This is a genomic window from Halomonas sp. DP3Y7-2, assembly GCF_019800795.1.
In the GTDB taxonomy this organism is placed as follows: domain Bacteria; phylum Pseudomonadota; class Gammaproteobacteria; order Pseudomonadales; family Halomonadaceae; genus Halomonas; species Halomonas litopenaei_A.
This window is the reverse complement of record NZ_JAHVKJ010000008.1, coordinates 366,285-388,509: the sequence shown is the minus strand read 5'-3', so window position 1 is coordinate 388,509 and position 22,225 is coordinate 366,285. Positions and strand designations below refer to the sequence as shown.

The window sequence follows — 22,225 nt, the reverse complement described above, 5'->3', positions numbered from 1 at the left end:
CGCATACACAGAAAGCGCAGCCCTCTATCTTACGATTGTTAGGAGTGCAAGTAGGTGTAAGGCTGTCATGCTCGCGTAGGGCTCTGCCATTCACCGTCTTGCGACCTAGTCTGAATTGGGAGAAAATCTATCCATGAGTCCCACAACAGAGACCGGAAGGTAAGCTGAGTACTTACTACATTCTGCTGTGCGTCAAACATTTCAAGCTGAAGGTCATCGAACACTAAGCCGATGATGCAGTGACGCGCAAATACATTGGATCGCTTGGGCAAACAAAGATCATGCTCTATCTCTATATGCACCATTACAGTCGCAAGCGACCGAATAAGTTTTAGGGCTATGCCGCCTCCTGAGCCCCTCTACCGTACTCGCATAATACGCGTCGCAACTAAAAACTATTTAAGTAAAGGGACACACATCTATATAAGCGTCGGCATTCAGAGCAGCGAAGAGTAAAGGGAGGACAAGTTATTTTATAACACGCTTAGTTAATTTGCGACCAAAAATTAACGTTGCAACAGTTATATTAAAGCTTATAACTGCTCCCAAGCACACTATATAAAAAACTTACTTTCGATCAAGATAATTCACTTTTAGAAACCCGCGAGACTTCCTTAACCGTTTTTAGTGATAAAGAAATCATCATTGCCAAAAAAAACACGATTAAAAATTTAATGCCCACATACAAGAATACTTCCAACCCATCTCGCACCATGAAAAAAACATATGGTAAAAGACATAGGGCGAAGGACTTTAACAACACTCTTCTGCTAAATAACATCTTATCAAATGCATACAGAACTACCGCACAAATGGGAGAAAATAAATAGGCGTGCTCCCCAAACATAATTATTGCGCTGCCAACCAAAGTGGGTGATATTGTAAGATTTGTATCTAGGCCGAGAATTTGCGTGGTGTAGTAATAGCCATTATTCATGAAGTTAATGGGCTTGTCTTCCCACATCGCCCTTGGGACAACAATAGCAAATTCATTAAAAAAGGTTGTGAGATGTTGCAAGTTATAGGATGTAGAGGAAAGCCAACTATATATATTTCTAATTGCATGCGAAGGCGACAAACTCTCTGAAAACAGAATTAAACCCTTATTAAATGTAAAACCTTCCAAGCTAAGCGCATAGCGATAATACTCCAATAACAGTAGCGCTGCGAACAGTACCAAACCGCAAGCGGCTGCAACTGGAATTTTAATTTTCTTAGTTGCTATTAGCCAGATTAACACGATAAATAAAGAAGCTGCTATTAGATTTCTAGAGCCTCCAATCAGCAAGTAATAGGCGCCACCAAATGCAATAGCAGTGGTCGATATCAACAAGAACCCTCGTAGATTGTCTGCTTTACCGCCGACCAAATATGTTGCAATCGCAGCTAAATACCCATACATCAATATTACTAAGGCACCGTTCCCAGCATTTTTTTGAATTCTTGCGTTATAGTCGCCATCGAGTGTTACACCAGCTTTAATATAGAAAGCCAAAAAACCTAAAGTAGCGAGTGCAAAAAATAGAATAGGGTATGCACCCACTCGCAAAGGAGGACTTATCATCATGTTTCTTGTAACGCTGGTAGAGAATAAGAAATTCAAACAAAAGTAGAGAAACACTGTTACTAGTCCAAACAACAGTGACATCACTACAAGTTTCGCGTCATCTTTAAACGCAATGCTATCGTCCACAAAAAAGAAGCCGAACACATTTACTAAAAAGAAAAAGAATAGAAAAAAAACAATGAAACTTATACGGTAATACCAGCATGTTAAAGCCGTAGCCAATGCATACAATGCTAGCAAAGTAAAAACAAAATGAAGCATTAACTTTCCTTTATTAAGGAATTGCTATTAAAATTTAGCACGGTGACTACTAATAAATATCAAGAGTCAGCTCTATTATTGCGCGCCTTAAGCTTTTACATTAACGGTGTAAAATAGCTTGTAACTTTTCACCCTGCTGCCTAATCTATCTTATATATTAAATACTAGGAAGTCTAATATTTTCCTTTTAGCAAAAATCTCACCAACATATATTTCGCTAGGAACATTTCAAATTTCCAGCCACATCATCCTATAGCCTACTTAAGTATGCCACATTTGTTTTAATATTTTTCGCGCACTTACTTTCTTTACACTGATTCTTGATTAAAACTGAAAAAGCTTTATCCATATTTTAATTTTAGCTGATTTGCTATTAGCAAAAAAATTAATTATAACAGCACGAGCTTGGACTCTACATTGCCTTTGCCCACTCATTAATTAATTTAAATCGCTTCTTTCGTCAATTTTTTAAACTTAACTATTGAAAGCTAAATAGGCTAAAACTTGTCATGTAATTACATGTTTTCTTAGGTCCTCACCTATTAGCAATCCTAACCCCCTCCGCGCCCCCTCACTCCCATGCACCAACCGCACCTCCCCTACCGGTTCCTTGGCGCTTCGCACAAAGTTCAGCAGGTCTTGTTGGTCTGCATGGGCGGAAAAGCCGGAGATCGTCTTGATCGTGGCGTTGACGGCGACTTTTTTGTCTTCGAGACGGACGTGGCTGCCTGGTGTTGCCCTCTGGATGTCTCGCCCTGGGGTGCCGTCAGCCTGGTAGCCGACGAACAGCACGGTGTGTCTGGGGTCGGGTAGCAGTCGCGCGAGGTAGTTGACGACGCGACCTCCGGTGGCCATACCGCTGGCGGCGATCACGATGGCGCTAGTAGTCGTCTCGGCCAGCCGTTCTACCATAGCGAGGTGGTCGTCGTGGCTGTCGATGGTCACAAGGCCATCGAAGCTTAGGGGGTGACGGCCGTCCTCCAGCCGCTGTTTGGCTTCACTGTCCCACCAGGGCTTTAGCTCTCGATAGACCTTGGTAAACCTGGCGGCCAGTGGTGAGTCAACCACCACCATGTGTATCGGAGGCGTTTCGCTGGGCTCGGCGCCAGGGCTTTCTGCCTCGTGCTGGCCCGGCAGGTCGTGCAGCAGGGTCTCTATCTCGTAGAGGAGCTCTTGCGTGCGGCCGATGCTGAAGGCCGGAATGACCACGCTACCGCCCTCGCGCTGTGCACGATAAATCATTTCCTTGAGCTGTGCGCGCCGCGTCCTGCGGCCTTCATGCCGACGATCCCCATAGGTGCTTTCCAGCACCAGGACGTCGGCTTTTTCCAATGGGGTGGGGTCCGGCAACAGCGGAGTGTCGGGCGGCCCCAGGTCCCCCGAAAAGACGTAGCGATTATCCAGACTGGCGCGCTGGTCCTCAACATCAATTTCAACGTATGCAGAACCGAGTATATGCCCCGCGTTCTGGAGACGCACCTTGACCTTGAGTTGCTCTTCGTCTATGCAACTTTTCCAGACACCATAAGGACTTGGCTCAAGATGCATCTCGACTCTATCAAGAAACCGCTCGATGAGTCTTCTGTCCCGGGTAAAGCCGATTTTCAGCGCGTCTTCAATTACCAGCGGTAGTAGCTTGGCACTGGGCGGGGTACAAATTATGGGGCCGGTGAAGCCAGCGGCCAGAAGATAGGGAAGCCGTCCGACATGGTCGATATGCACGTGAGTAACGACTAGTGCGACGACGTCATCGACGGAAAATTCGATCTGGTGGCGTTCGAAGCTGCTCTGCCCTTTCAGGTCGCTGCCCTGAAACAGCCCGCAGTCAATCAGAATGGCCTGGTGTGGGGTGATCTGGAGCCTGTGGCAGCTCCCGGTGACGCCGTCGGCGCCACCGTGATGCACAATCGCCGGAAAATCCGACGGTATACGATTTTCTTCAGTGGATCTGTCGGACATTAGCGACCCTTTGGCGTTTACTTCGGTATTTACGCTTAACTGCCGAGAGCGTCATCGACATCCATAACGGGAGGAATGATCAACTTCACCGCTTCCGTCTTGAATTTCTCTGAGGAGGGGGTCGCGTATAGCTCACCGTCCTTATCCGCCGTGCCCCCGGTTCCGTTTACGCCTGCCGTGTACTTCACACTGGTGTCCAAACAGGCTGACCAGGAATAGGCGTCCTTGAGCCCCGTGTTAGCCACGTCCACCTCCGCAAGGGTTCCCTCTATCGACAGCGCCGTTCGTGCGGCCGCGAGCTCTTCCTTGCAGGCATTCACCGCTGCTCGCTTTTGAAAGTTGGTGTACTGCGGTATCGCGATGGCGGACAACAGTCCAATGATGGCCACGACCACCAGCAGTTCGATCAAGGTGAAGCCACCCTGCCCTTGCCGCTGTGTCGGCTGTGCCTGCACCGCGGCGCGTGGTTCGGCAGCTGCGATTGTGGCGCCGGGCTTTTGCATGGCACTCGCAATCCGGACTTCAGTGCACGCTGTCGTCGCGTGTGACCGATGGTGTGCATCCATGACGACTATCTCCTCAGTGGGACTTGACGTATCGCCGAACCGGGAGGTGCGGCGGGGAATATCGGGATAGTACGCCGGACCTCGTGCCGCGCAGGGCTGAGCGCGCTGAAACCTTGATATGCGTCGGGTTGCTAGCGCAAAACACGCGCTGCGGCGCAATTGACCACTCGCAGAGGCGCAAACTGGCGCTATTGTCGACGTTGGATACGGGCTCGCAGAGGAATCACTGTGCCGTTTGATCAGACTATGGGGGACAGACACGCCCAGGGGCCACACAGCGGGCTGGGGCAGCGCTTGGTGGCTTTGGGCCTGTTGCCACCGCTGGAGGCGCTACGCGCCGAGCACGACGCCCTGGCCAAAGGCAGCACCTTGCTACGCCATCTTGTCGAGACGGGACGCGTCGAACCCGGTCCCGCGACTCGCGCAGCGGCGGAGGAGTACAGCCTCGACTTTACCGATCTAAGTACGGTGGTGGCGGAGCAGCTGCCGCCCCTCAGCCACTTTCCCCAGGCGTTACTGCGGGAACACCAGGTACTGCCCCTGGTCCTGGATGACGACCATCTGCACGTCGCCGTGCCCTACCCGTCCACGCTTGCGCGCCTGGGTGAGCTGCAGTTTGTGGTGGGCAAGCCGCTGAAGCCGGCGCTGGCGCCCATGGACAAGCTCTCCCTGCTGCTGGATGCCTACCTGGGCGAGGCCAATGCCGAGGATATTGCCGATGCGATTGACGAGCTTGGCCCTGAGGCGCCACCAAGCCGTAGCAAATCCGTCGCAGCGCAGGGCCAGAGTCGCGGTGAGCGTTTCAGCCGGGCGGAGCCGCGCCGAGTAGCGGGAGATGACGGCGAGCTCGACGAGGAGCTTAGCAGCGGCCAGACGGCTAGCCTCACCAGCCAGGCAGACGATGCCCCGGTAGTGAAGTTCGTCAATACCATCCTGCGGGACGCGGTCAGAAAGCGCGCCTCGGATATCCACTTCGAGCCCTTCGAGGACCGCTTTCGCGTTCGCTTTCGCATTGATGGGCTGCTCCATGAAGTTGCTCAGCCGCCGTTCAACCTGCGCAGTCGCATCGCCTCGCGCTTGAAGGTCATGGCACGCATGGATATCTCCGAACGGCGCCTCCCGCAGGACGGCACCATCAAGGTCCAACTGGACGACGGCGAGGATATCGATTTTCGCGTCAACTCCCTGCCTACGGTATACGGCGAGAAACTCGTGCTGCGCCTGCTGACCTCCGCTACCGCCCGTATCGGGATTGAACAGCTCGGGTTTTCACCCAGCCAGCGAAAGCAGTTCGAGATGGCCCTGGCGAGCCCCCAGGGGATGATCCTGGTAACGGGCCCCACCGGCAGCGGCAAGACGGTCACTCTTTACACGGGCATCCACTTGCTCAACAGCACCGAGCGCAATATCTGCACCGCAGAAGATCCGGTGGAGATCAAGCTGCCTGGGATCAATCAGGTCAATGTGGCGCCACGTATCGGCCTGGACTTCGCCCACACCCTGCGGGCCTTTTTGCGCCAGGACCCGGACGTGGTGATGGTGGGAGAAGTTCGCGATCGGGAGACCGCCGAAATCGCGATCAAGGCAGCCCAGACCGGCCACCTGGTGCTATCGACGCTGCACACCAACTCCGCCGCCGATACGCTCTCCCGGCTCGCCAACATGGGGATCGAATCCTTCAATATTGCCAGCGCGGTCACCCTTATCGTGGCCCAGCGTCTGGCAAGGCGCTTGTGCCCCCACTGCAAGGTACCGGTACAGCTGCCTGAGGATGTGCTCATCCACCACGGGCTGAGTCCGCTACAGGCCCAGCAGGGCAGCTTCTATGACGCCGTCGGCTGCCGCCAGTGCACCCAGGGCTACAAGGGTCGTGTGGGGCTGTTCGAGGTCGTGCCGGTGGACGAGCACATGCGCCGACTGATTCTCAGCGGTGGTAGCGCCGACGAGTTCGACACCCTCGCCCGCAGCCAGGGCTTTCCCAATCTGCGCCGCAGTGGCCTGGAACGGGTGATGGAAGGCGTCACCAGTCTGACGGAGGTCTGCCGTATCACTACGGCGTAGCGGCTTTCGTTCTTCCTCTAACTCTTGAAGCGAGATGCAGACCACGTGCCCTTCCGCGACCGTTCGTCCTCGCCCTCCTCCTCTGTGTATCGGGACCACCGCCCGTCCGATGGCGACGGTCCCGGTTCTGATCCTCGTTCTGGTGCCGGTGCTGGTTCTGGTTCTGGTGCCGGCCATGGAGATGATCACAGCGGAACGGATCAGAGCACCCGCCTCATCGCCGGCTTGCCTACCGGCAGGGAGCGCGCTACTTCACCTCCCCCTGCTGTCGACGCTTTTCATCACCCCATCGGCGGCCCGGGTGTCAGGCCTGATGGGCGCTCAGGCGCTCGAGCAGATACCGCTGGGCGATCAAGGTCCGCGCAGCAACGACAGCTCTGCTGGAAGTGGAAGGGAGAAGATCGCCAGGGTCTGGCCTGCACTGGGATGCTGCTGGCCTCTGGGCGACCCGATGCACAGCGTCAACTGCACCTGCTGGGCATCACGCCGCGTAAGCTCAAACCCGCCGGCAAGTTGGTCCGCTACCAACGCCAGATCAAGCCCAGGGACCTGATGTTGTTCTCCCGTCAGCTGGCCACCCTGCTGACTGCCGGTGTACCGCTACTGGAGGCCTTTCGGGTGCTTGCCGACAGCCTGTCCAACCCCGCCATGCGGTTGATCGTGCAGGCCCTGGGCATGGATGTCAGTGCCGGAGCCAGCCTGGCGCAGGCGCTGTCCCGACAGGGAGCCGCCTTCGACAGCCTGTACGTCAATCTGGTTGCGGCAGGCGAACAGTCGGGCACCCTGGACCAGATGCTGGATCGCCTGGCCAATCACCTGGAGAAACGCGAGCTGCTGAAGGGGCGCGTGCGCAAGGCGCTCTGGTATCCCGCCACGGTGGTGGCAGTGGGTATGGCGGTCAGCGCGATCCTGCTGATCAAGGTGGTGCCCCAATTCGAGCAGATGTTCGACGGAGTGGGCGCGAGCCTGCCTGCCATGACCCAGTGGACCATTATGCTGTCGGAGTTTGCCCAACGCTGGTGGCTGGTCATGCTGGGAAGCCTGTGCACCCTGGTCGCGGCGGTTCGTTGGCGGGTGGCGAAGTCCCAGGCGGCGCGTCTCAAGCTTCACGCCCTGTCGCTCAGGCTGCCGGTGGTGGGGACGATTCTGGATCACGCGGCGGTGGCGCGCTTCTGCCGCACCCTTGCCACCGCCTTTGCGGCGGGGGTACCGCTGGTAACCGCACTGAAAACGGCCGCCGGCGCCTGCGGCAACGATGTCTATCGCCGGGCAGTGTTGGCCTTGCAGGCCGATGTCGCCAGCGGCCAGCGATTGCACCTGGCGATGCGGCGAACACAGCGCTTTCCGTCACTGGCATTGCAGATGGTGGCTATCGGGGAAGAAGCCGGCGCCCTGGATAGCATGCTAAGCCGGGTGGCGGACCACTATGAGCGCGAGGTAGATGACCGGGTCGATACCCTGACCAGCCTGCTGGAGCCGCTGATTATCGTGGTGCTGGGGGTGGTGGTCGGCGGCCTGGTGCTGGCGATGTATCTGCCCATCTTCCAATTGGGCAATGTGGTGTAACGGGCTCTCATCCAGGCACGACGCGTCGAGGGTGTCGTTAAGCCCTATCCAAGAGCTATCAGCTCAGTCCGTTAATGGAGGCCTGACAGACCTCTTGAACGGATACCTTAATCATGCAGCCACACCGGAGTCCCAGGGGGCGCCTGATCGAACAGCTTCACCAGGTCGTCGTCCCGCAGCCGAACGCATCCGTGGGAGTCGGCCACGCCCATGGGCTTGTCCGGTGGAGTGCCATGGAAGTAGATGTAGCGCCGCTGAGAGTCGACGTTACCGCCGCGATTGACGCCCCGTTCCAGGCCGCACAGCCATAAAATGCGCGTCAGTATCCAATCCCGCTCGGGGTTGTCACGTCCCAGCTCGGTGTCGAACACCTCTCCGGTTGGCCGACGCCCACGAAAGACGCTACCCACTGGCTCTCCACCCCCAATAGCAGCGCGAATATAGTGCCAGCCCAGCGGCGTCTGGCCGCTGCCCTCTTGCTGGCCAGTGCCGGCAACGCCGGTCGACACCAGGCACTGCCAATCCGGCTGCTTGCCCCGCCACAGCGTCAATTGCTGGGTGGAGGTATCGACCTCCACCCACACGCTATCGGCGGGCGGCAATGCTTCAAGTCGCGGTGTCTGCATCGTCTCTCCCTGTTTGTTTACGCTGCAGCTATGCCTGCCGTGTTGCCTGTTCGACGCGTCACCGCCCGGGTGGTTCCGATGCGGCTTTGGTGTCGGGCCTGGTTTTGGGTCTAGTTTCGGGCTCTAGTTTCGGGCTCTCGTTTCGGGCTATGGCTTCAGGCCTGAGAACTGGCCTGCGGCGGCTCCGGCAAGGGAGCCTTCATGGCCGCTACCACCACTGGCCGCATCCGGCGTGCCAGGTCACGCACCGACACGTGCTCGTCGTAGTCCTTCTCGGCGATGTCGCGCAGGGCATCGAGGCCAGACAAGGTGAAGATGACGGTACCCAGCACAAAATGCAGGCGCCAGAACCGTTCGGAATCCGGCAGCTCCGGGGTCGCCTTGCGCACCAACGCCACAAAGCGGGTAAACACGGTGCCGTACTGGTCCTGGATATAGCGGCGCAGGTGCCCCTGGGCCTGGCTATAGGCCAACCCCAGCAGGCGCATGAAGACTTTCAGGCTATGACGCTCCGCCGGGACTTCCAGCACCGTCCTGGCCATGGTTTCCAGCAGCACTTCCAACGGAATGACCTTGCTGCCGTATCCACGCTCCAGCTCATCGATGGCAGCGTGGAAGCGGTCGGAAAACGGGTCCAGGTAGCGCGAGAAGACCGCCTGGATCAGCGCCTTCTTGGAGCCAAAGTGGTAGTTGACGGCGGCCAGGTTGACCTTGGCCTTGCCGGTAATGTTGCGCAGCGACGTTTCCGCGAAACCTCGTTCAGCGAAGAGGACCTCGGCGGTGTCCAGAATGCGAGTCACTGTATCGGTCTGGGCCATTCGCGGGCTCCGTCCAGTCAGTCAGGGCAGTTGGAAACAATTGTTTGAATGTTAGCCGGAGTGTAAGGGAGGCGCTCTCTACGCACAATCAACCATCGCAGACGGTGTTTGAAACGTGTGCATCAGACCGCTCATACCACTGCCACGACGCCTCTCACCCCGAACGCGAAATTCGAGGCAGATCACCGTTTTACTGGATAGGCATCCATACTGTACACTTCACCAAGGGTGCTAGAGGTACCCGCTGTCTGGCAGCACGCTGGGGCTACCCTGCCGCTGCCGTCCTGACTCACCGCCGCCCGTGGGAGGCCGCATGACACGTCCCCTGACCCCTCGCCAGCAGAACGTCTATGACTTTATCGTCAAGACCATGAACGAGCTGGGGTACCCGCCGACCCGTGCGGAGATTTCACGCGCACTGGGCTTTCGCTCCCCCAACGCCGCTGAAGAGCACCTGCGCGCGCTGGAACGCAAGGGCGCCATCCGGGTGATTCGCGGCACCTCGCGGGGCATTCGTCTGCCAGCCCAGGAAGCCGACACCACTGCCGCCAACGATGCGCCCCAGGACACCAGTCCCGTCCAGGGCCTGCCGATCATCGGTGAAGTCGCCGCGGGTAGCCCCATCCTGGCGGCAGAGCATATCGATCGTTACTGCCCGCTGCCGCCTGACTACTTCACACCGCGTGCCGACTACCTGCTGCGCGTGCGCGGCCTGTCGATGAAGGACGTTGGCATTCTGGAGGGCGACCTGCTCGCCGTGCACCGTACTGAACGCATTCGCAACGGCCAGATCGTGGTGGCACGCCTCGAGGACGAGGTGACCGTCAAGCGTTTCCAGCGCGACGGACATCACGTCACCCTGCAGGCGGAAAACCCCGACTTCGCTCCCATCACCCTGGACCTGCGGCGGGACAGCCTGGACATCGAGGGCGTTGGAGTCGGTGTCATTCGCGGTGGTAACGGCCAGGCCCTGGGTTAATAGAAAGGTTAATAGGAAGGTTAATGCGAAGGTTGGTGCTGGGGTTAACACTGGGGTTAACACTGCGGTCAACACTGAGATTGACGCTGAGCTAGCCCGAAGCCCCGCCTCACCCTTTCGGATGGATGATTAGACGCCGCGCCGCTGCCAGGCCAGACCATGACGGAACCGGTACGCAAGATTCTTCACGCCGACTGCGACTGCTTTTACGCCGCCGTCGAGATGCGCGACAACCCGGCCCTACGGGATATCCCGCTGGCCGTGGGTGGCGCACGTGAGGGGCGTGGCGTCATCACTACCTGCAACTACCCGGCGCGCAAGTTCGGCATCCATTCGGCCATGCCGACTTCCCGCGCCCTGCGCCTGTGTCCTCAACTCACGCTGGTGCCACCCAACTTCGACAAGTATCGCGAGGTCTCCGCCCAGATCCAGGCCATCTTCCACGAGCTGACGCCGCTGGTAGAGCCGCTATCACTGGACGAGGCCTACCTGGACGTTACCGATGTCGCAGGCTTCAAGGGCAGCGCTACCTGGATGGCCCGCTGGCTGAAGGAACAGTGCCTGGCCCGCACCGGCATCACTGTGTCCGTCGGGGCTGCACCGTCGAAGTTTCTCGCCAAGATCGCTAGCGACTGGGACAAGCCAGACGGCCTGACGGTCATCCCCCCGGACCAGGTCGAGTCCTTTGTGCTGGCCTTGCCCGTGCGCAAGCTGCACGGTGTGGGCCCGGCTACCGGGGCGCGCCTGGATGCGCTGGGCATTACCACCTGCGAAGAGCTGCGCGCCCAGCCCATTGATCGCCTGCTGGACGAATTCGGCAAGTTCGGCCGCCGCCTGTACGAACTGGCCCGCGGCATCGACGAGCGGCCGGTCAAGGTAGAGCGTGAACGCAAGTCGATCAGTGTCGAAAGCACCTACGGACGCGACCTGCCCAACTTGAGCGCCGCCCAGCTGGCACTGGTGGAGCTGTGCGAAAAGCTCAAGGCGCGCATCGACCGCAACGGTCGGCCGCCCCTGGCTGGCGTGTTCGTGAAAGTACGCTTCGATGACTTCACCACCACCACCCTGGAGTCCCGCGGCCTGGAACCTGACCCCGGGACCTTTGCGCAGCTGCTGGACCAGGCCTGGCAGCGGGCACAACGCCCGGTGCGCTTGCTTGGGGTTGGCGTCAGGCTGGTGCCACAAGAGGCGCGTCAGCAACTGACCCTGCCCTTCTAGGTGCCCGCTAGCCCCGCTCGTCATCATGCTACGGCGCGTGAACGTCGTCCTCTCACGAGTCGCGTTCCTGGTAGCACTACGAGTCGCGTTGCTCGTCGTATAGCTCGTCTTATAGCTCGTCGCGTTGTTCGTCGTATCGCCCATCGTGCTCGCTCGCCAGGCGCCCCTTGTTCGAGGCCTCCATTCCCAACAGGTAACGCTTGAGCTGCCACCATTCGCCGGGGTCCACGGCGTCATGCCACAGCCAGTGGGTTCGGCCATGCCAGCGCAGGGCGATCAGGTAATGACCCACACTGATGCAGTAAAGGTCGATGTTTTGCCAGGAAGCGTGACTGTCTTCTGAGGCGGTGACGGGTCCACGCCCGTCCTGACAGACGTCAGGACCCCACTGCCAGTGTCCGGGAACAGGCACTGAGACGGACGCCAGCCCGGCGACAAACGTCATGACGCCTTGCCACCACCGGCGCCATCGACAGGGCCATAGACCAGGAAATCGCCCAGGGCAGCCACAGGGGCTCAGGTACGTCTGCAACCTCGACACAGGCGGTGTGGAAGACAGCGGGGAAGACAGAGTGAGGGACGTCGCGGGCAAAATGGCGGAAGGCGACGCGTTCGGCGTGGCCTGTGGCCCAGGCAGGCAGCGCAACTGACCGAGGAGAGGATGGCGGGCGCTGCGAATCAGCACAGCACCGAGGAAGGCAACAGCATATCCCCCGAGCGGGGAAGGCAGGACGATGGCGACGATCAGACTGACCGCCACCACCACTGCACCATGGGCGAGATGCTGTCGGTCAGAGGCCCCGATTGTGGCCGTGACCCGTGGTCTCTGCATAGTCCACGATCATCTGCACGATACGCCGGCGAGTCGGCTCTTCCGGCCATTCGCGACGCATCAGCCATATAAACAGGTCCTGATCCTCTTCGGTGATCAGGTCGCGATAGGCGGCCTTGTCGGCCTCATCAAGCTCATCGTAGCGGTGTTCCAAAAACGGCAGCAACAGAAGGTCCAGCTCCCACATGCCGCGACGGGAGTGCCAGTGCAGGCGCTTGCGCTCGGCCTCGAGCTGGGAGGCCGCGGAAGACGGTTGATCCAAGGGGAACCTCGTCTGGGATGTTAAGTGTGGCGCCAGTATAGCGCAGGCACCAACGGCGGGCAGCCGCACGGCGGCGAAAAAGGTGATGCCGGGCAAGGGCCTGCCACGAATGTCGATCAATGTAGTGCGTTGTTTTATCAACACTTGAAAAGTATGCTATCTAAAAACAAGGGACTGCGATCGACGCGGTCCTCGACACTGGCCTGACCAGCGCTCATCACCCAGATGGGACTCACGGAGATAACCGATGACAAAGTCCGAACTGATAGAGCAGATCTCCATGCGGCAGCCCGAGCTGTCAATCAAGGACGTTGAGGCTGCGGTGCGCCTCATTCTGGATGACATCACCGACACCCTGGCCGATGGCGGGCGCGTCGAAATTCGTGGCTTCGGCAGTTTCTCTCTGCACTATCGGGAGCCACGGGTTGGACGCAACCCCAAGACCGGCGAAGCGGTGGAGCTGGAAGGCAAGTTCGTGCCACACTTCAAGCCAGGAAAGGAGTTGCGCGAACAGGTCGATGCCAGCCGTGCGCTGGGATACTAGCGACCAACGTCTGGGCCCACTCGCGCCAGCGTTTTCCGTTATCTCTGGCTCAACCTCTCTTCGTCTCACTACGGGAAGTCACACATGCGTTGGCTAAAAGGCCTGATCATGGCCATCATTCTGCTGGCGGTACTGATCATCGGTATCCTGTTCGCGACCAATAACCAGCAGGCCCTGCCGCTGAACCTGATCTGGTTCGAGCTGCCCGAGGCATCCCTGTCCGTCTGGCTGCTGGCCTCCCTGGCCGTGGGCGTCCTGCTCGGCATGCTCGCCATGACTGGCGTCTACATCAGGTTGCGCACGCTGCTGACCCGCGCCCAGCGCCACAACCAGCAGCAGCGCAAGGAACTCGACCGCCTTCGAGTGCAGGAGATGAAGGAACTGCCCTGAATGCCGGATCTCCTGCTACTGGGCCTGCTGGTCGTCGCCCTCGCCATTGGCTGGGCGCTCGGCCGGCGGGAAAGCCGTCCGCAACAACGCCCTGCCCCCAGCCTGCATCGCGACTATTTCGTCGGCCTCAACTACCTGCTCAACGACCAGCAGGACAGGGCCATCGAAACGTTTATCTCCGCGCTTGAAGTAAACAGCGACACCATCGAGACCCATGTCACCCTGGGCAACCTGTTCCGCTCTCGCGGGGAGGCCGACCGAGCGGTCAAGATTCACCAGAATCTGCTCGCCCGGCCATTCCTCGATGCCCACCAGGGCGCCTGGGTCCAGCTCGAGCTGTCCCGCGACTTCCTGCACCTGGGTCTGCATGACCGTGCCGAACGGCTGCTCAAGGGCCTGGTCAAGGAGGACACCCACGCCGAGATTCGCCACCACGCCAAGCGGCTGCTGGTGGACCTGTTCGAGCGTGAAGGGGAATGGCAGAACGCCATCGAGGTTGCCGTACCGCAGCTGACCCGCCAGCACGACGACCTGCGCCGCGCGGCAGCCCACTGGCATTGCGAGCTGGCGGAAATAGCCCGCACCTCCAATAGCCACGGGGTCGCCCGCAAGCACCTCAAGCAAGCGCTGTCCATCGACGAGCGCTGCATCCGAGCCAATCTCGTGCATGCCAAGCTGTGCCACGACACCGGCCAATACCGCCAGGCGCTGAAGTTTCTTGACCGCATTCCCCAGCAGGATGTGGTGTTCATCCCCACCCTGCTGGAGCCGCTGGAGCGCACCTATCAGCTGCTGGACGATGCCGAGGGCCTGATCGAACACTTGCGGCGCCTGCTGGAGCTCAACCCCTGCACCAGCGTTATTGTGCTGCTGGCCCAGACGCTCAGGCAGGTGCGTGGCAACGATGACGAAGCCATCGAGCTGATTACTGAGCAGCTAAGGAAGGAGCCGAGCCTGGGCGGCGTCGATTATCTGATGGGCCTTTACCAGCGCAGCGGCGCTGACGCCGGTGACACTCGCTTTGATCTACTGCGTCAACACACGCAGCCGCTGCTGAAGGCGTTGCCGCGGCATCGCTGCCGACGCTGCGGGTTTTCGGGGGAGCACCTGCACTGGCAGTGCCCCCGTTGCCGCAACTGGGGCACCACCAAACCGATCACTGGCATCGAGGGCGAATAGCGCTACAACAGAGCGTCAGCCCTTGAGCTCGTCCTCGATCGCCGCAAGAGCGGCCATCGGATCTTCTGCCTGAGTCACGGGCCGCCCCACCACCAGATGGGTACTGCCCGCGTCCATCGCCTGCCGGGGCGTCATGATCCGCCGCTGATCCCCCGCCTGAGCAAAACTCGGGCGGATGCCCGGCGTAACCTTCAGGAAATCGTCGCCACAAGCTGCCTTCAGACGGGCGGCCTCCTGGGCAGAACACACCACGCCATCCATGCCGCTGTCCTTGGCCAGCTTCGCCAGGTGCTCCACGTGCTCGTCCAGCGGCGACGACACGCCGGTGGTCGCCAGTTCATCGGCGGTCATGCTGGTCAGCACCGTCACGGCGATCAGGTGGGTGGACAGACCGTTCTGCTCAAGACGCTCACGGGCCGCTTCCATCATGCGACGACCGCCACAGGCGTGCACGTTGACCATCCACACGCCCTGCTCTGCCGCCGCCTGCACCGCTGCGGCCACCGTGTTGGGAATGTCGTGGAACTTGAGATCGAGAAATACCTCGAAGCCGCGACCGTGAAGGGCGTCGAGCACGCTTGGCCCGCTGCGAGTAAACAGTTCCTTGCCGACCTTCACGCGGCAGCGTTCCGGATCCAGCCGGTCTGCCATGCACAAGGCGGCGTCCATGGAGGGGTAGTCGAGGGCGATGATCAAGGGAGATGAGGGGGTCACGGCGGCCTCCGGCGAGAAGTGAACGAAGCGCTGGCGCCCTGCTGATCCGGGAGTACTGCCCTTGCGCGGGGGGCAATACTGAGGCCTTGAGCCAGGCCCGCTACCGGCTAGCCCGCAGCAGGCAAAGGGCGCCAAATCGCCGCAGTATATCAGCCTTGGCGCCACCCGCGCTGCCGCTTGGCTGGCTCAGATCTTCATAGATGACTGATATTTTATTACGAATATTCTTATAACAGAGTTTTCTTATCTAACCCTAAGGTGAGAGAAGACAGCCGACGGCCACCAGGACAACGCCAACGACTGTTCACTCGGGAGGGCTTGGCGCACACCTAAAGGATCGACGGCGCGGCCTTTCTGGCACAGGTGCTGCTGCTATTGATGACACACAGCGCTTGGCCGCCCATTTCCAACAACAACAGGACGTCTCTCATGCCAACACTCAATGACTACCCGTCTGTCCATCACCGCGCGTCTATCCATCACCGCGCGTCTATCCATCACCGCGCGTCTATCCATCACCGCACGTCTACCACTCAACGCACTGTCCGTCGTCGCCGGCTCCATGGGCTCACGGTCGGGACGCTGGTCTGGCTTAGTGTCGCCTGGCTGAGCCTGGCCCATCCGGCCTTCGCTGCAGAAGGCCCCGCCATTGCGCCCATCAACGTCAATGAGGCCAGTGTTGAGCTGCTGGCCGAGCTGCCGGGCATTGGGCCCACCAAGGCGCAAGCCATCGTCGAAGACCGCCAGGTCAATGGACCCTACACCAGCGCAGAGGACCTGACTCGAGTAAAAGGCATTGGCGCCAACACCGTGGCGCGGCTCAAGGACGAAATCAGTACCGACTGACTTGTCGGCGTCACGATCGGCGTCACCAAGAATAGCGTTCATCGCGCAAGCACCCGCCACGGGACGTGGCGGGTGCTTGCAGGTCATCAGGCGCTAGCGCTAGATCGAAACGGCCACGCTTAGAGGCGCAGACCACCGTCTACCTCGATCACGCGGCCATTGACGTAGTCATTGTCGAAGATAAAGGCCACGGTCTTGGCGATCTCGTCGGGAGCCCCCAAGCGGCGTACCGGTACTCCAGCCGTCAGCTTGTCCAGCATGTCTTCACGCATGGACGCGGTCATCTCGGTTTCGATAAACCCTGGAGCGACGGCAGCCACACGCAGGCCGTGGCGCGCCAGTTCACGCCCCCAGGTCACGGTCAAGGCAGCCACACCGGCCTTGGCGGCGGCATAATTGCTCTGCCCCATGTTACCGGCCCGCGAGATGCTGGAGATATTGACGATAACGCCGTTACGGCCGTCTTCGATCATGGCAGCGGCGGCAGCCCGTCCGCACAGGAACACGCCGGTAAGGTTGACGTCGATGACCGCCTGCCAGGCATCCAGCCCAAGCGTCTTCTCTACCTTGCCATCGCGAGCCTTGACCAGCAGACCATCGCGCAGGATGCCGGCATTGTTGATCAGCCCATCCAGCGGGCCCATACCCTGGCGAATGTCGGCGAAGACTTCCGTGACCGACGCTTCGTCCGCCACATTGGCGACGAACCCGCGAGCATCGATACCGGCGTCCACCAACTCGTTGACGGCCTTGTCGAGTTGATCATTATCGAAGTCGATCAGTGCAGGCCGGGCACCCAGCTTGCCCAGATGATGGGCCATGGAGAGTCCCAGGCCACGAGCACCACCGGTGATGGCAATGACGGCATTTTCCAACTGCATACGGTTTCCCCTGGTAAGCACCAGCCGTGCCATGGCTGACAGGCCGGTCGGTGGCTCGCCGACGCGTGCTCCACGGATCGGGGACCCGGAACGCTGCACAACGAGCAGTTATTGCGTTGCAGCATGCCAAGTTTCCCGGCGCGGCGCTACCTTCCGACACCCGGCTCGCGCCAAACGCTAGTTTGCAGGCGATGGCATACCCGCTATAAGCCATTGACGCACCGACCAATGCGTCCGAGTCGATAGTCGACCTCACGTCACTCACGCAAAAACGCAAAAACGCAAAAACGCAAACGACAATATTCCACTGCGATGCAGTGACAGCTGCAGCTCGCCCCAGACGCTCACAGCCACCGACCGACCACTAGCACGCGGTGGCGGGGGCGCCGGTGCGAGCGACCGTCGGGCACTGTGCATCAGCGCCAGAGGTTGATGCTTGAACTCTTCGCCTTTCACCCCCATCTTCTCAACAGACCACAACGCGGAGCTGACATGCCCTTCCTTCTTATCTTCACCATTTTTGCCCTGCTCGACTTCGCCGTGCTGTTTTCGGTCGGCAGTGAGATCGGTCTGCTGTCGACCCTCGCCCTGGTGCTGGCTACCGGTTTTATCGGCCTGCATCTGATCCGTCGTGAGGGTGTGGCGACCTTCGCCCGCGCCCAGGAGCGCATGGCCCGCGGCGAAATCCCCTCCTCGGAGCTGATGACCGGTGCTGCCTTGATCTTTGGCGGTGCGCTGCTGATGGCCCCAGGTTTTCTGTCTGATGCCCTTGGCTTCATGTGCCTGATCCCGGACGCTCGTCGCTTGCTAGGAAAGCTGCTGGCCAAGGTTGGCATTCGCATGAAGGGCTTCCAGATGGGTGGCTCTAGCTTTGGCTACGGTGGCTCGCAAGGCTCTGACTTCGGCGCCGGTTCAGCCAATGGCTGGGAGCAAGCCTCTGGCCGGGACGCTGGCACCAGCCAGCACCAAGAACGGCAGCAGCAGGGCTCCGACAACGGTGACGGCGACCCCATCGAAGGCGAATTTATCAGCAAGGACGATCGTCGACGCTAAGCCTGCGGGAGACAGGGGCGGAGGACGCTAAGCCTGCGGGAGACAGGGGCGGAGATAGGGGCGTTAACGGCCCCTGTCTTCGCCCCTTTTCATGGCGCTATCCTCAGCGCTCCCTCCAGCGCTCCCTGCAGCGCTATCTCCCGCACTATCCTCAGCGCTCCCTCCAGCATTATCCTCAGCCCTCTCGCTATTCTTGTTGTCCCCTCTCTACATCTCATCATCCCCCTCATCACCCCTGTCGTTATCCCTATCGTCACCCTTGCGGGGGGAGATTGCCCGTGGGCATGCCCAAGTTTGCGCCAAGGTTGTGCCGTGATGCGCTGACGGGGCGCATGAGTGTGAAAAAAATTTCGTCCTCGCCCTTGAAAGCCCCTTCACCAGCCCCACTTACCAGATCAGCATCAAGCTTCGGTGAGGGGGTTGCTCCCTCGCCTTTGACAGGAGGGCCGACAAAGGCCTGCCACTTTCATCGGCAGCCTGGCCATGACCTCCAGCTCTCGCCGCGATCTGCGTCACGACGAGAGTGAACAATGAACCGCCGCGGGTGGATGCCCCGGCCTAGCAAAACCATCAGGAGAACGTGAGCAATGAACATCCGTCCCTTGCACGATCGCGTCGTCATCCGTCGCGTTGAGGAAGAGCAGAAGACCGCAGGCGGCATCGTGCTTCCGGGCAACGCCCAGGAAAAACCGACTCGTGGCGAAGTGCTCGCCGTCGGTAACGGCCGGATTCTCGAGAGCGGCGACGTACGTCCTCTGGACGTGAAGGTCGGCGACACCGTGATCTTCAAGGATGGCTTTGGCGTCGAGAAGCAGAAGATCGACGGCGAGGAAGTCCTGATCATGAGCGAGTCCGACATCCTGGCAGTCGTCGAGGGCTGAGCCCACGCCACTGACTCGGTCGTTTCAACGTTCACTTTTGACGCTTAGATTCAAAGGAAGTACAGAAAATGGCAGCGAAACAAGTCAAGTTCTCTGATGATGCCCGCAAGCGCATGGCGCGTGGTGTTGACGTTCTGGCCAACGCCGTCAAGGCAACTCTGGGCCCGAAAGGCCGCAACGTGGTGCTGGAAAAGTCATTCGGCGCACCGACCGTGACCAAGGACGGCGTCAGCGTCGCCAAGGAAATCGAACTGAAGGACAAGTTCGAGAACATGGGCGCGCAGATGGTCAAGGAAGTCGCTTCCAAGACCTCCGACGTTGCTGGTGACGGCACCACCACCGCTACCGTTCTGGCACAGGCCATCGTCGCCGAAGGCCTGAAAGGCGTGACTGCCGGCATGAACCCGATGGATCTGAAGCGCGGTATCGACCAGGCGGTCGTTGCGGCGGTCAAGGAAATCCAGGCTCTGTCCGTGCCCTGCACCGACTCCAAGGCTATCGCTCAGGTTGGCACCATCTCCGCCAACGGCGACACTCGCATCGGCGAGATCATCGCTGAAGCGATGGAGAAAGTCGGCAAGGAAGGCGTCATCACTGTCGATGAAGGTCGCGGCTTCGAAGACGAGCTGGACGTGGTCGAGGGTATGCAGTTCGACCGCGGATACCTGAGCCCGTACTTCGTGACCAACCAGGACACCATGGCGGTGGAACTGGAAGATCCGTTCATCCTGCTGGTGGACAAGAAGATCTCCAACATCCGCGAACTGCTGCCGACTCTGGAAGCCGTGGCCAAGGCTGGCAAGCCGCTGGTCATCATCGCTGAAGACATCGAAGGCGAAGCCCTGGCAACGCTGGTGGTCAACACCATGCGCGGCATCGTCAAGGTGGCAGCGGCCAAGGCGCCTGGCTTCGGCGACCGTCGCAAGGCCATGCTGCAGGATATCGCTATCCTGACCAACGGCACTGTGATCTCCGAAGAAGTCGGCCTGAACCTCGAGCAGGCTACCCTGGACCACCTGGGCACCGCCAAGCGCGTGACCATGTCCAAGGAAAACACCACCATCATCGATGGTGCTGGCAACGACAGCGACATCGAAGCACGCGTCAACCAGATCCGCGCTCAGATCGAAGAGACTTCCTCTGACTACGATCGCGAGAAGCTGCAGGAGCGTGTCGCCAAGCTGGCCGGTGGTGTTGCTGTCATCCGCGTCGGTGCTGCCACCGAAGTCGAGATGAAAGAGAAGAAGGCTCGCGTCGAAGACGCCCTGCACTCCACTCGTGCAGCCGTCGAAGAAGGCGTCGTGCCTGGCGGTGGTACTGCCCTGATCCGCATCCTGACCAAGATCGCTGGTCTCAAGGGTGACAACGAAGACCAGACCCACGGTATCGCCATCGCCCTGCGCGCCATGGAAGCACCGCTGCGTCAGATCGTCACCAACGCTGGCCAGGAAGCCTCCGTCATCGTCAACCGCATCAAGGACGGTGAAGGCAACTTCGGCTACAACGCCCAGACCGGCGAGTACGGCGACCTGTTCGACATGGGTGTGCTGGATCCGGCCAAGGTGACCCGTACTGCACTGCAGTCCGCTGGTTCCGTTGCTGGCCTGCTGATCACCACCGAAGCCATGATCGCCGACGATCCGGACGAGAAAGACGCTGCTCCGGACATGGGCGGCATGGGCGGAATGGGTGGCATGGGCGGCATGATGTAAGTGCCCCCACGGGCAGGCTAGCCTGCCCGGCCCCGCACCCAGAGGTAATGAACAGCAATGCTGCGACTTGCCTCTGGTGTGCCAGCCCTAGAGCACTAGCCCTAGAGCAAACACAAAAGCCCTGCCCCTGCGGCAGGGCTTTTTTATGCCCGACGCTTAGGTGTCATTGCCATTGCCATTGCCATAGCCATTGCCATCGCCCTCTTCATCGATCCGCCTCATATCCACGCTGAGGACATTTCACTTATCGAACGACCCCTGCCGTGGTTCACTATGTCCCGGCTTTTTCGAGGTAGGCAAGCGATGGAACTGACGCTATTGGATGGCGGAATGGGGCGAGAGCTGAAACGTATCGGCGCGCCCTTTTCACAACCGCTGTGGAGCGCCCAGGCGCTGATCGAAGCCCCTGATCGTGTGGTCGAGGCCCACCGCAACTTTCTTGATGCTGGCGCGCGTGTCATCACGGTGAACAGCTACGCCTGCGTGCCCTTCCATCTCGGCGAAGAACGCTATCAGGAGCAGGGTATCGCCCTTGCCACCCAAGCCGCCCGGCTAGCCGCGCGATCCATCAGCGAATGGCAGGCCGACCAGACCAGCGAGGCCTCCAGCAGCCGCGCCCAGGTTGCCGGTTGCCTTCCCCCCGTCATGGGCAGCTACCGCCCGGACCTGTTTGACGCCAATCGTGCACGCTCGCTGCTGACGGACCTTTACCGCGCTCAAGAGCCCTTCGTGGACCTGTGGCTGGCCGAGACGCTGTCGAGCCTGGAAGAAATCACTGTCGTCCAGGAGGTATTGGCGAATAGCGATGCACCACGCTGGTTTGCCCTGACCCTGCAGGACGATATCACCGACGTGGCGCGCCTGCGCTCCGGCGAGAGCGTGGCAGAAGCCGTCACACAACTCTGCCAGGGCGGTGCCGATGCCATTCTCTTCAACTGCTCGATTCCAGAGGTGATCGAGCAGGCTCTGATCGATGCCAGTGACGCCATGCGACGCCTGCGCTGCTCGCTGCCGCTGGGCGCCTACGCCAACAGCTTCGCACCCATTGCCGCAGCCCATCAGGCCAATGCCACCCTGACCCAGGACCGCCAGATCACTCCCCAGGGCTACCTGGACTACGCCACACGCTGGTTCGAACGCGGTGCTCGCCTTATCGGCGGCTGCTGCGGCATCAGCCCCAGCCATATCGCCGCCCTGGAGACATGGCGAAGGTCGCTGTAGCGACTGAGAAAAGACCAGGACAGACAAGGCGTGAAAGCCCGCTCATTCCCCGCCAGGCCGCTGGCGGCTACAATGGCGCTCCCTGTCTC

At 59.7% G+C, this 22,225-nt stretch carries 21 protein-coding genes; 12 read left to right on the top strand and 9 right to left on the bottom strand.

Going from position 1 to position 22,225, the window contains the following annotated elements; all coding sequences use genetic code 11:
- Nucleotides 1–577: 577 nt before the first annotated feature.
- The 3 genes from KUV45_RS11495 to KUV45_RS20395 all read right to left on the bottom strand — a co-directional run bounded on the left by KUV45_RS11495 (nt 578) and on the right by KUV45_RS20395 (nt 4,353).
- Nucleotides 578–1,828: a WzyE family oligosaccharide polymerase gene (locus KUV45_RS11495; protein ID WP_222163123.1), complete on the bottom strand. Its 1,251-nt coding sequence runs from the start codon at nt 1,826–1,828 to the stop codon at nt 578–580.
- A 507-nt stretch (nt 1,829–2,335) separates the two neighbouring features.
- Nucleotides 2,336–3,787: an MBL fold metallo-hydrolase RNA specificity domain-containing protein gene (locus KUV45_RS11490; protein ID WP_222163122.1), complete on the bottom strand. Its 1,452-nt coding sequence runs from the start codon at nt 3,785–3,787 to the stop codon at nt 2,336–2,338.
- 35 nt (nt 3,788–3,822) lie between these two features.
- Nucleotides 3,823–4,353: a prepilin-type N-terminal cleavage/methylation domain-containing protein gene (locus KUV45_RS20395; protein WP_308126706.1), complete on the bottom strand. Its 531-nt coding sequence runs from the start codon at nt 4,351–4,353 to the stop codon at nt 3,823–3,825.
- A 246-nt stretch (nt 4,354–4,599) separates the two neighbouring features.
- Between KUV45_RS20395 and pilB the strand changes: the two genes are divergently transcribed.
- Nucleotides 4,600–6,414 carry a type IV-A pilus assembly ATPase PilB gene (gene pilB / locus KUV45_RS11480; RefSeq protein ID WP_222163121.1) on the top strand — a complete coding sequence of 605 codons (1,815 nt, stop codon included), beginning with the start codon at nt 4,600–4,602 and terminating at the stop codon, nt 6,412–6,414.
- A 426-nt stretch (nt 6,415–6,840) separates the two neighbouring features.
- Complete coding sequence (locus KUV45_RS11475) at nt 6,841–7,980, top strand: type II secretion system F family protein (RefSeq protein ID WP_222163120.1); 1,140 nt, start codon at nt 6,841–6,843, stop codon at nt 7,978–7,980.
- A gap of 107 nt (nt 7,981–8,087) precedes the next feature.
- Here the strand turns inward: KUV45_RS11475 and KUV45_RS11470 are convergent, their stop codons facing one another.
- Nucleotides 8,088–8,606, bottom strand: a complete 519-nt coding sequence (locus tag KUV45_RS11470) for a L,D-transpeptidase (RefSeq protein WP_222163119.1) — start codon at nt 8,604–8,606, stop codon at nt 8,088–8,090.
- 155 nt (nt 8,607–8,761) lie between these two features.
- Nucleotides 8,762–9,424: a TetR/AcrR family transcriptional regulator gene (locus KUV45_RS11465; RefSeq protein ID WP_206937984.1), complete on the bottom strand. Its 663-nt coding sequence runs from the start codon at nt 9,422–9,424 to the stop codon at nt 8,762–8,764.
- Between the two features lie 313 nt (nt 9,425–9,737).
- Here KUV45_RS11465 and lexA point away from each other — a divergent pair, with 313 nt between their 5' ends.
- Nucleotides 9,738–10,403, top strand: a complete 666-nt coding sequence (gene lexA / locus KUV45_RS11460; protein WP_222163118.1) for a transcriptional repressor LexA — start codon at nt 9,738–9,740, stop codon at nt 10,401–10,403.
- A gap of 159 nt (nt 10,404–10,562) precedes the next feature.
- Entirely contained in the window at nt 10,563–11,621 is a 1,059-nt protein-coding gene (gene dinB, locus KUV45_RS11455) for a DNA polymerase IV (RefSeq protein WP_222163117.1), read from the top strand.
- 109 nt (nt 11,622–11,730) lie between these two features.
- Here dinB and KUV45_RS11450 read toward each other — a convergent pair whose 3' ends face one another.
- The gene (locus KUV45_RS11450; protein WP_222163116.1) at nt 11,731–12,066 is read right to left on the bottom strand and encodes a hypothetical protein; all 336 of its coding nucleotides are present in this window, start codon (nt 12,064–12,066) and stop codon (nt 11,731–11,733) included.
- A gap of 346 nt (nt 12,067–12,412) precedes the next feature.
- The gene (locus KUV45_RS11445) at nt 12,413–12,715 is read right to left on the bottom strand and encodes a succinate dehydrogenase assembly factor 2 (RefSeq protein WP_206937970.1); all 303 of its coding nucleotides are present in this window, start codon (nt 12,713–12,715) and stop codon (nt 12,413–12,415) included.
- A 247-nt stretch (nt 12,716–12,962) separates the two neighbouring features.
- On the opposite strand from KUV45_RS11445, the gene KUV45_RS11440 reads away from it, so the two are divergent.
- From KUV45_RS11440 to lapB, 3 genes are all read left to right on the top strand, one after another.
- Nucleotides 12,963–13,259, top strand: a complete 297-nt coding sequence (locus KUV45_RS11440; protein ID WP_045994571.1) for an integration host factor subunit beta — start codon at nt 12,963–12,965, stop codon at nt 13,257–13,259.
- An 84-nt stretch (nt 13,260–13,343) separates the two neighbouring features.
- Nucleotides 13,344–13,649, top strand: coding sequence for a lipopolysaccharide assembly LapA domain-containing protein (locus KUV45_RS11435; RefSeq protein WP_206937961.1), 306 nt, complete (start codon nt 13,344–13,346; stop codon nt 13,647–13,649).
- Complete coding sequence (gene lapB / locus KUV45_RS11430; protein WP_222163115.1) at nt 13,650–14,828, top strand: lipopolysaccharide assembly protein LapB; 1,179 nt, start codon at nt 13,650–13,652, stop codon at nt 14,826–14,828.
- A 15-nt stretch (nt 14,829–14,843) separates the two neighbouring features.
- On the opposite strand, the gene pyrF is transcribed toward lapB, so the two are convergent.
- Entirely contained in the window at nt 14,844–15,542 is a 699-nt protein-coding gene (gene pyrF, locus KUV45_RS11425) for an orotidine-5'-phosphate decarboxylase (protein ID WP_222163114.1), read from the bottom strand.
- A 429-nt stretch (nt 15,543–15,971) separates the two neighbouring features.
- Here pyrF and KUV45_RS20390 point away from each other — a divergent pair, with 429 nt between their 5' ends.
- A complete protein-coding gene (locus tag KUV45_RS20390; RefSeq protein WP_222163113.1) occupies nt 15,972–16,388 on the top strand; it encodes a ComEA family DNA-binding protein in 417 nt (138 codons plus the stop codon).
- Between the two features lie 119 nt (nt 16,389–16,507).
- Here the strand turns inward: KUV45_RS20390 and KUV45_RS11415 are convergent, their stop codons facing one another.
- On the bottom strand, nt 16,508–17,269 hold the full coding sequence (locus KUV45_RS11415; protein WP_222163112.1) for an SDR family NAD(P)-dependent oxidoreductase: 762 nt from the start codon (nt 17,267–17,269) through the stop codon (nt 16,508–16,510).
- A gap of 492 nt (nt 17,270–17,761) precedes the next feature.
- Here KUV45_RS11415 and KUV45_RS11410 point away from each other — a divergent pair, with 492 nt between their 5' ends.
- The 4 genes from KUV45_RS11410 (at nt 17,762) to KUV45_RS11395 (ending at nt 22,136) form a co-directional block, all read left to right on the top strand.
- Entirely contained in the window at nt 17,762–18,322 is a 561-nt protein-coding gene (locus KUV45_RS11410) for an FxsA family protein (RefSeq protein ID WP_222163111.1), read from the top strand.
- Between the two features lie 587 nt (nt 18,323–18,909).
- Complete coding sequence (locus KUV45_RS11405; RefSeq protein ID WP_045994577.1) at nt 18,910–19,203, top strand: co-chaperone GroES; 294 nt, start codon at nt 18,910–18,912, stop codon at nt 19,201–19,203.
- 68 nt (nt 19,204–19,271) lie between these two features.
- Nucleotides 19,272–20,915, top strand: coding sequence for a chaperonin GroEL (gene groL, locus KUV45_RS11400; RefSeq protein WP_206937932.1), 1,644 nt, complete (start codon nt 19,272–19,274; stop codon nt 20,913–20,915).
- Nucleotides 20,916–21,218: 303 nt separating this feature from the next.
- The gene (locus KUV45_RS11395) at nt 21,219–22,136 is read left to right on the top strand and encodes a homocysteine S-methyltransferase family protein (protein ID WP_222163110.1); all 918 of its coding nucleotides are present in this window, start codon (nt 21,219–21,221) and stop codon (nt 22,134–22,136) included.
- Nucleotides 22,137–22,225: the final 89 nt, after the last annotated feature.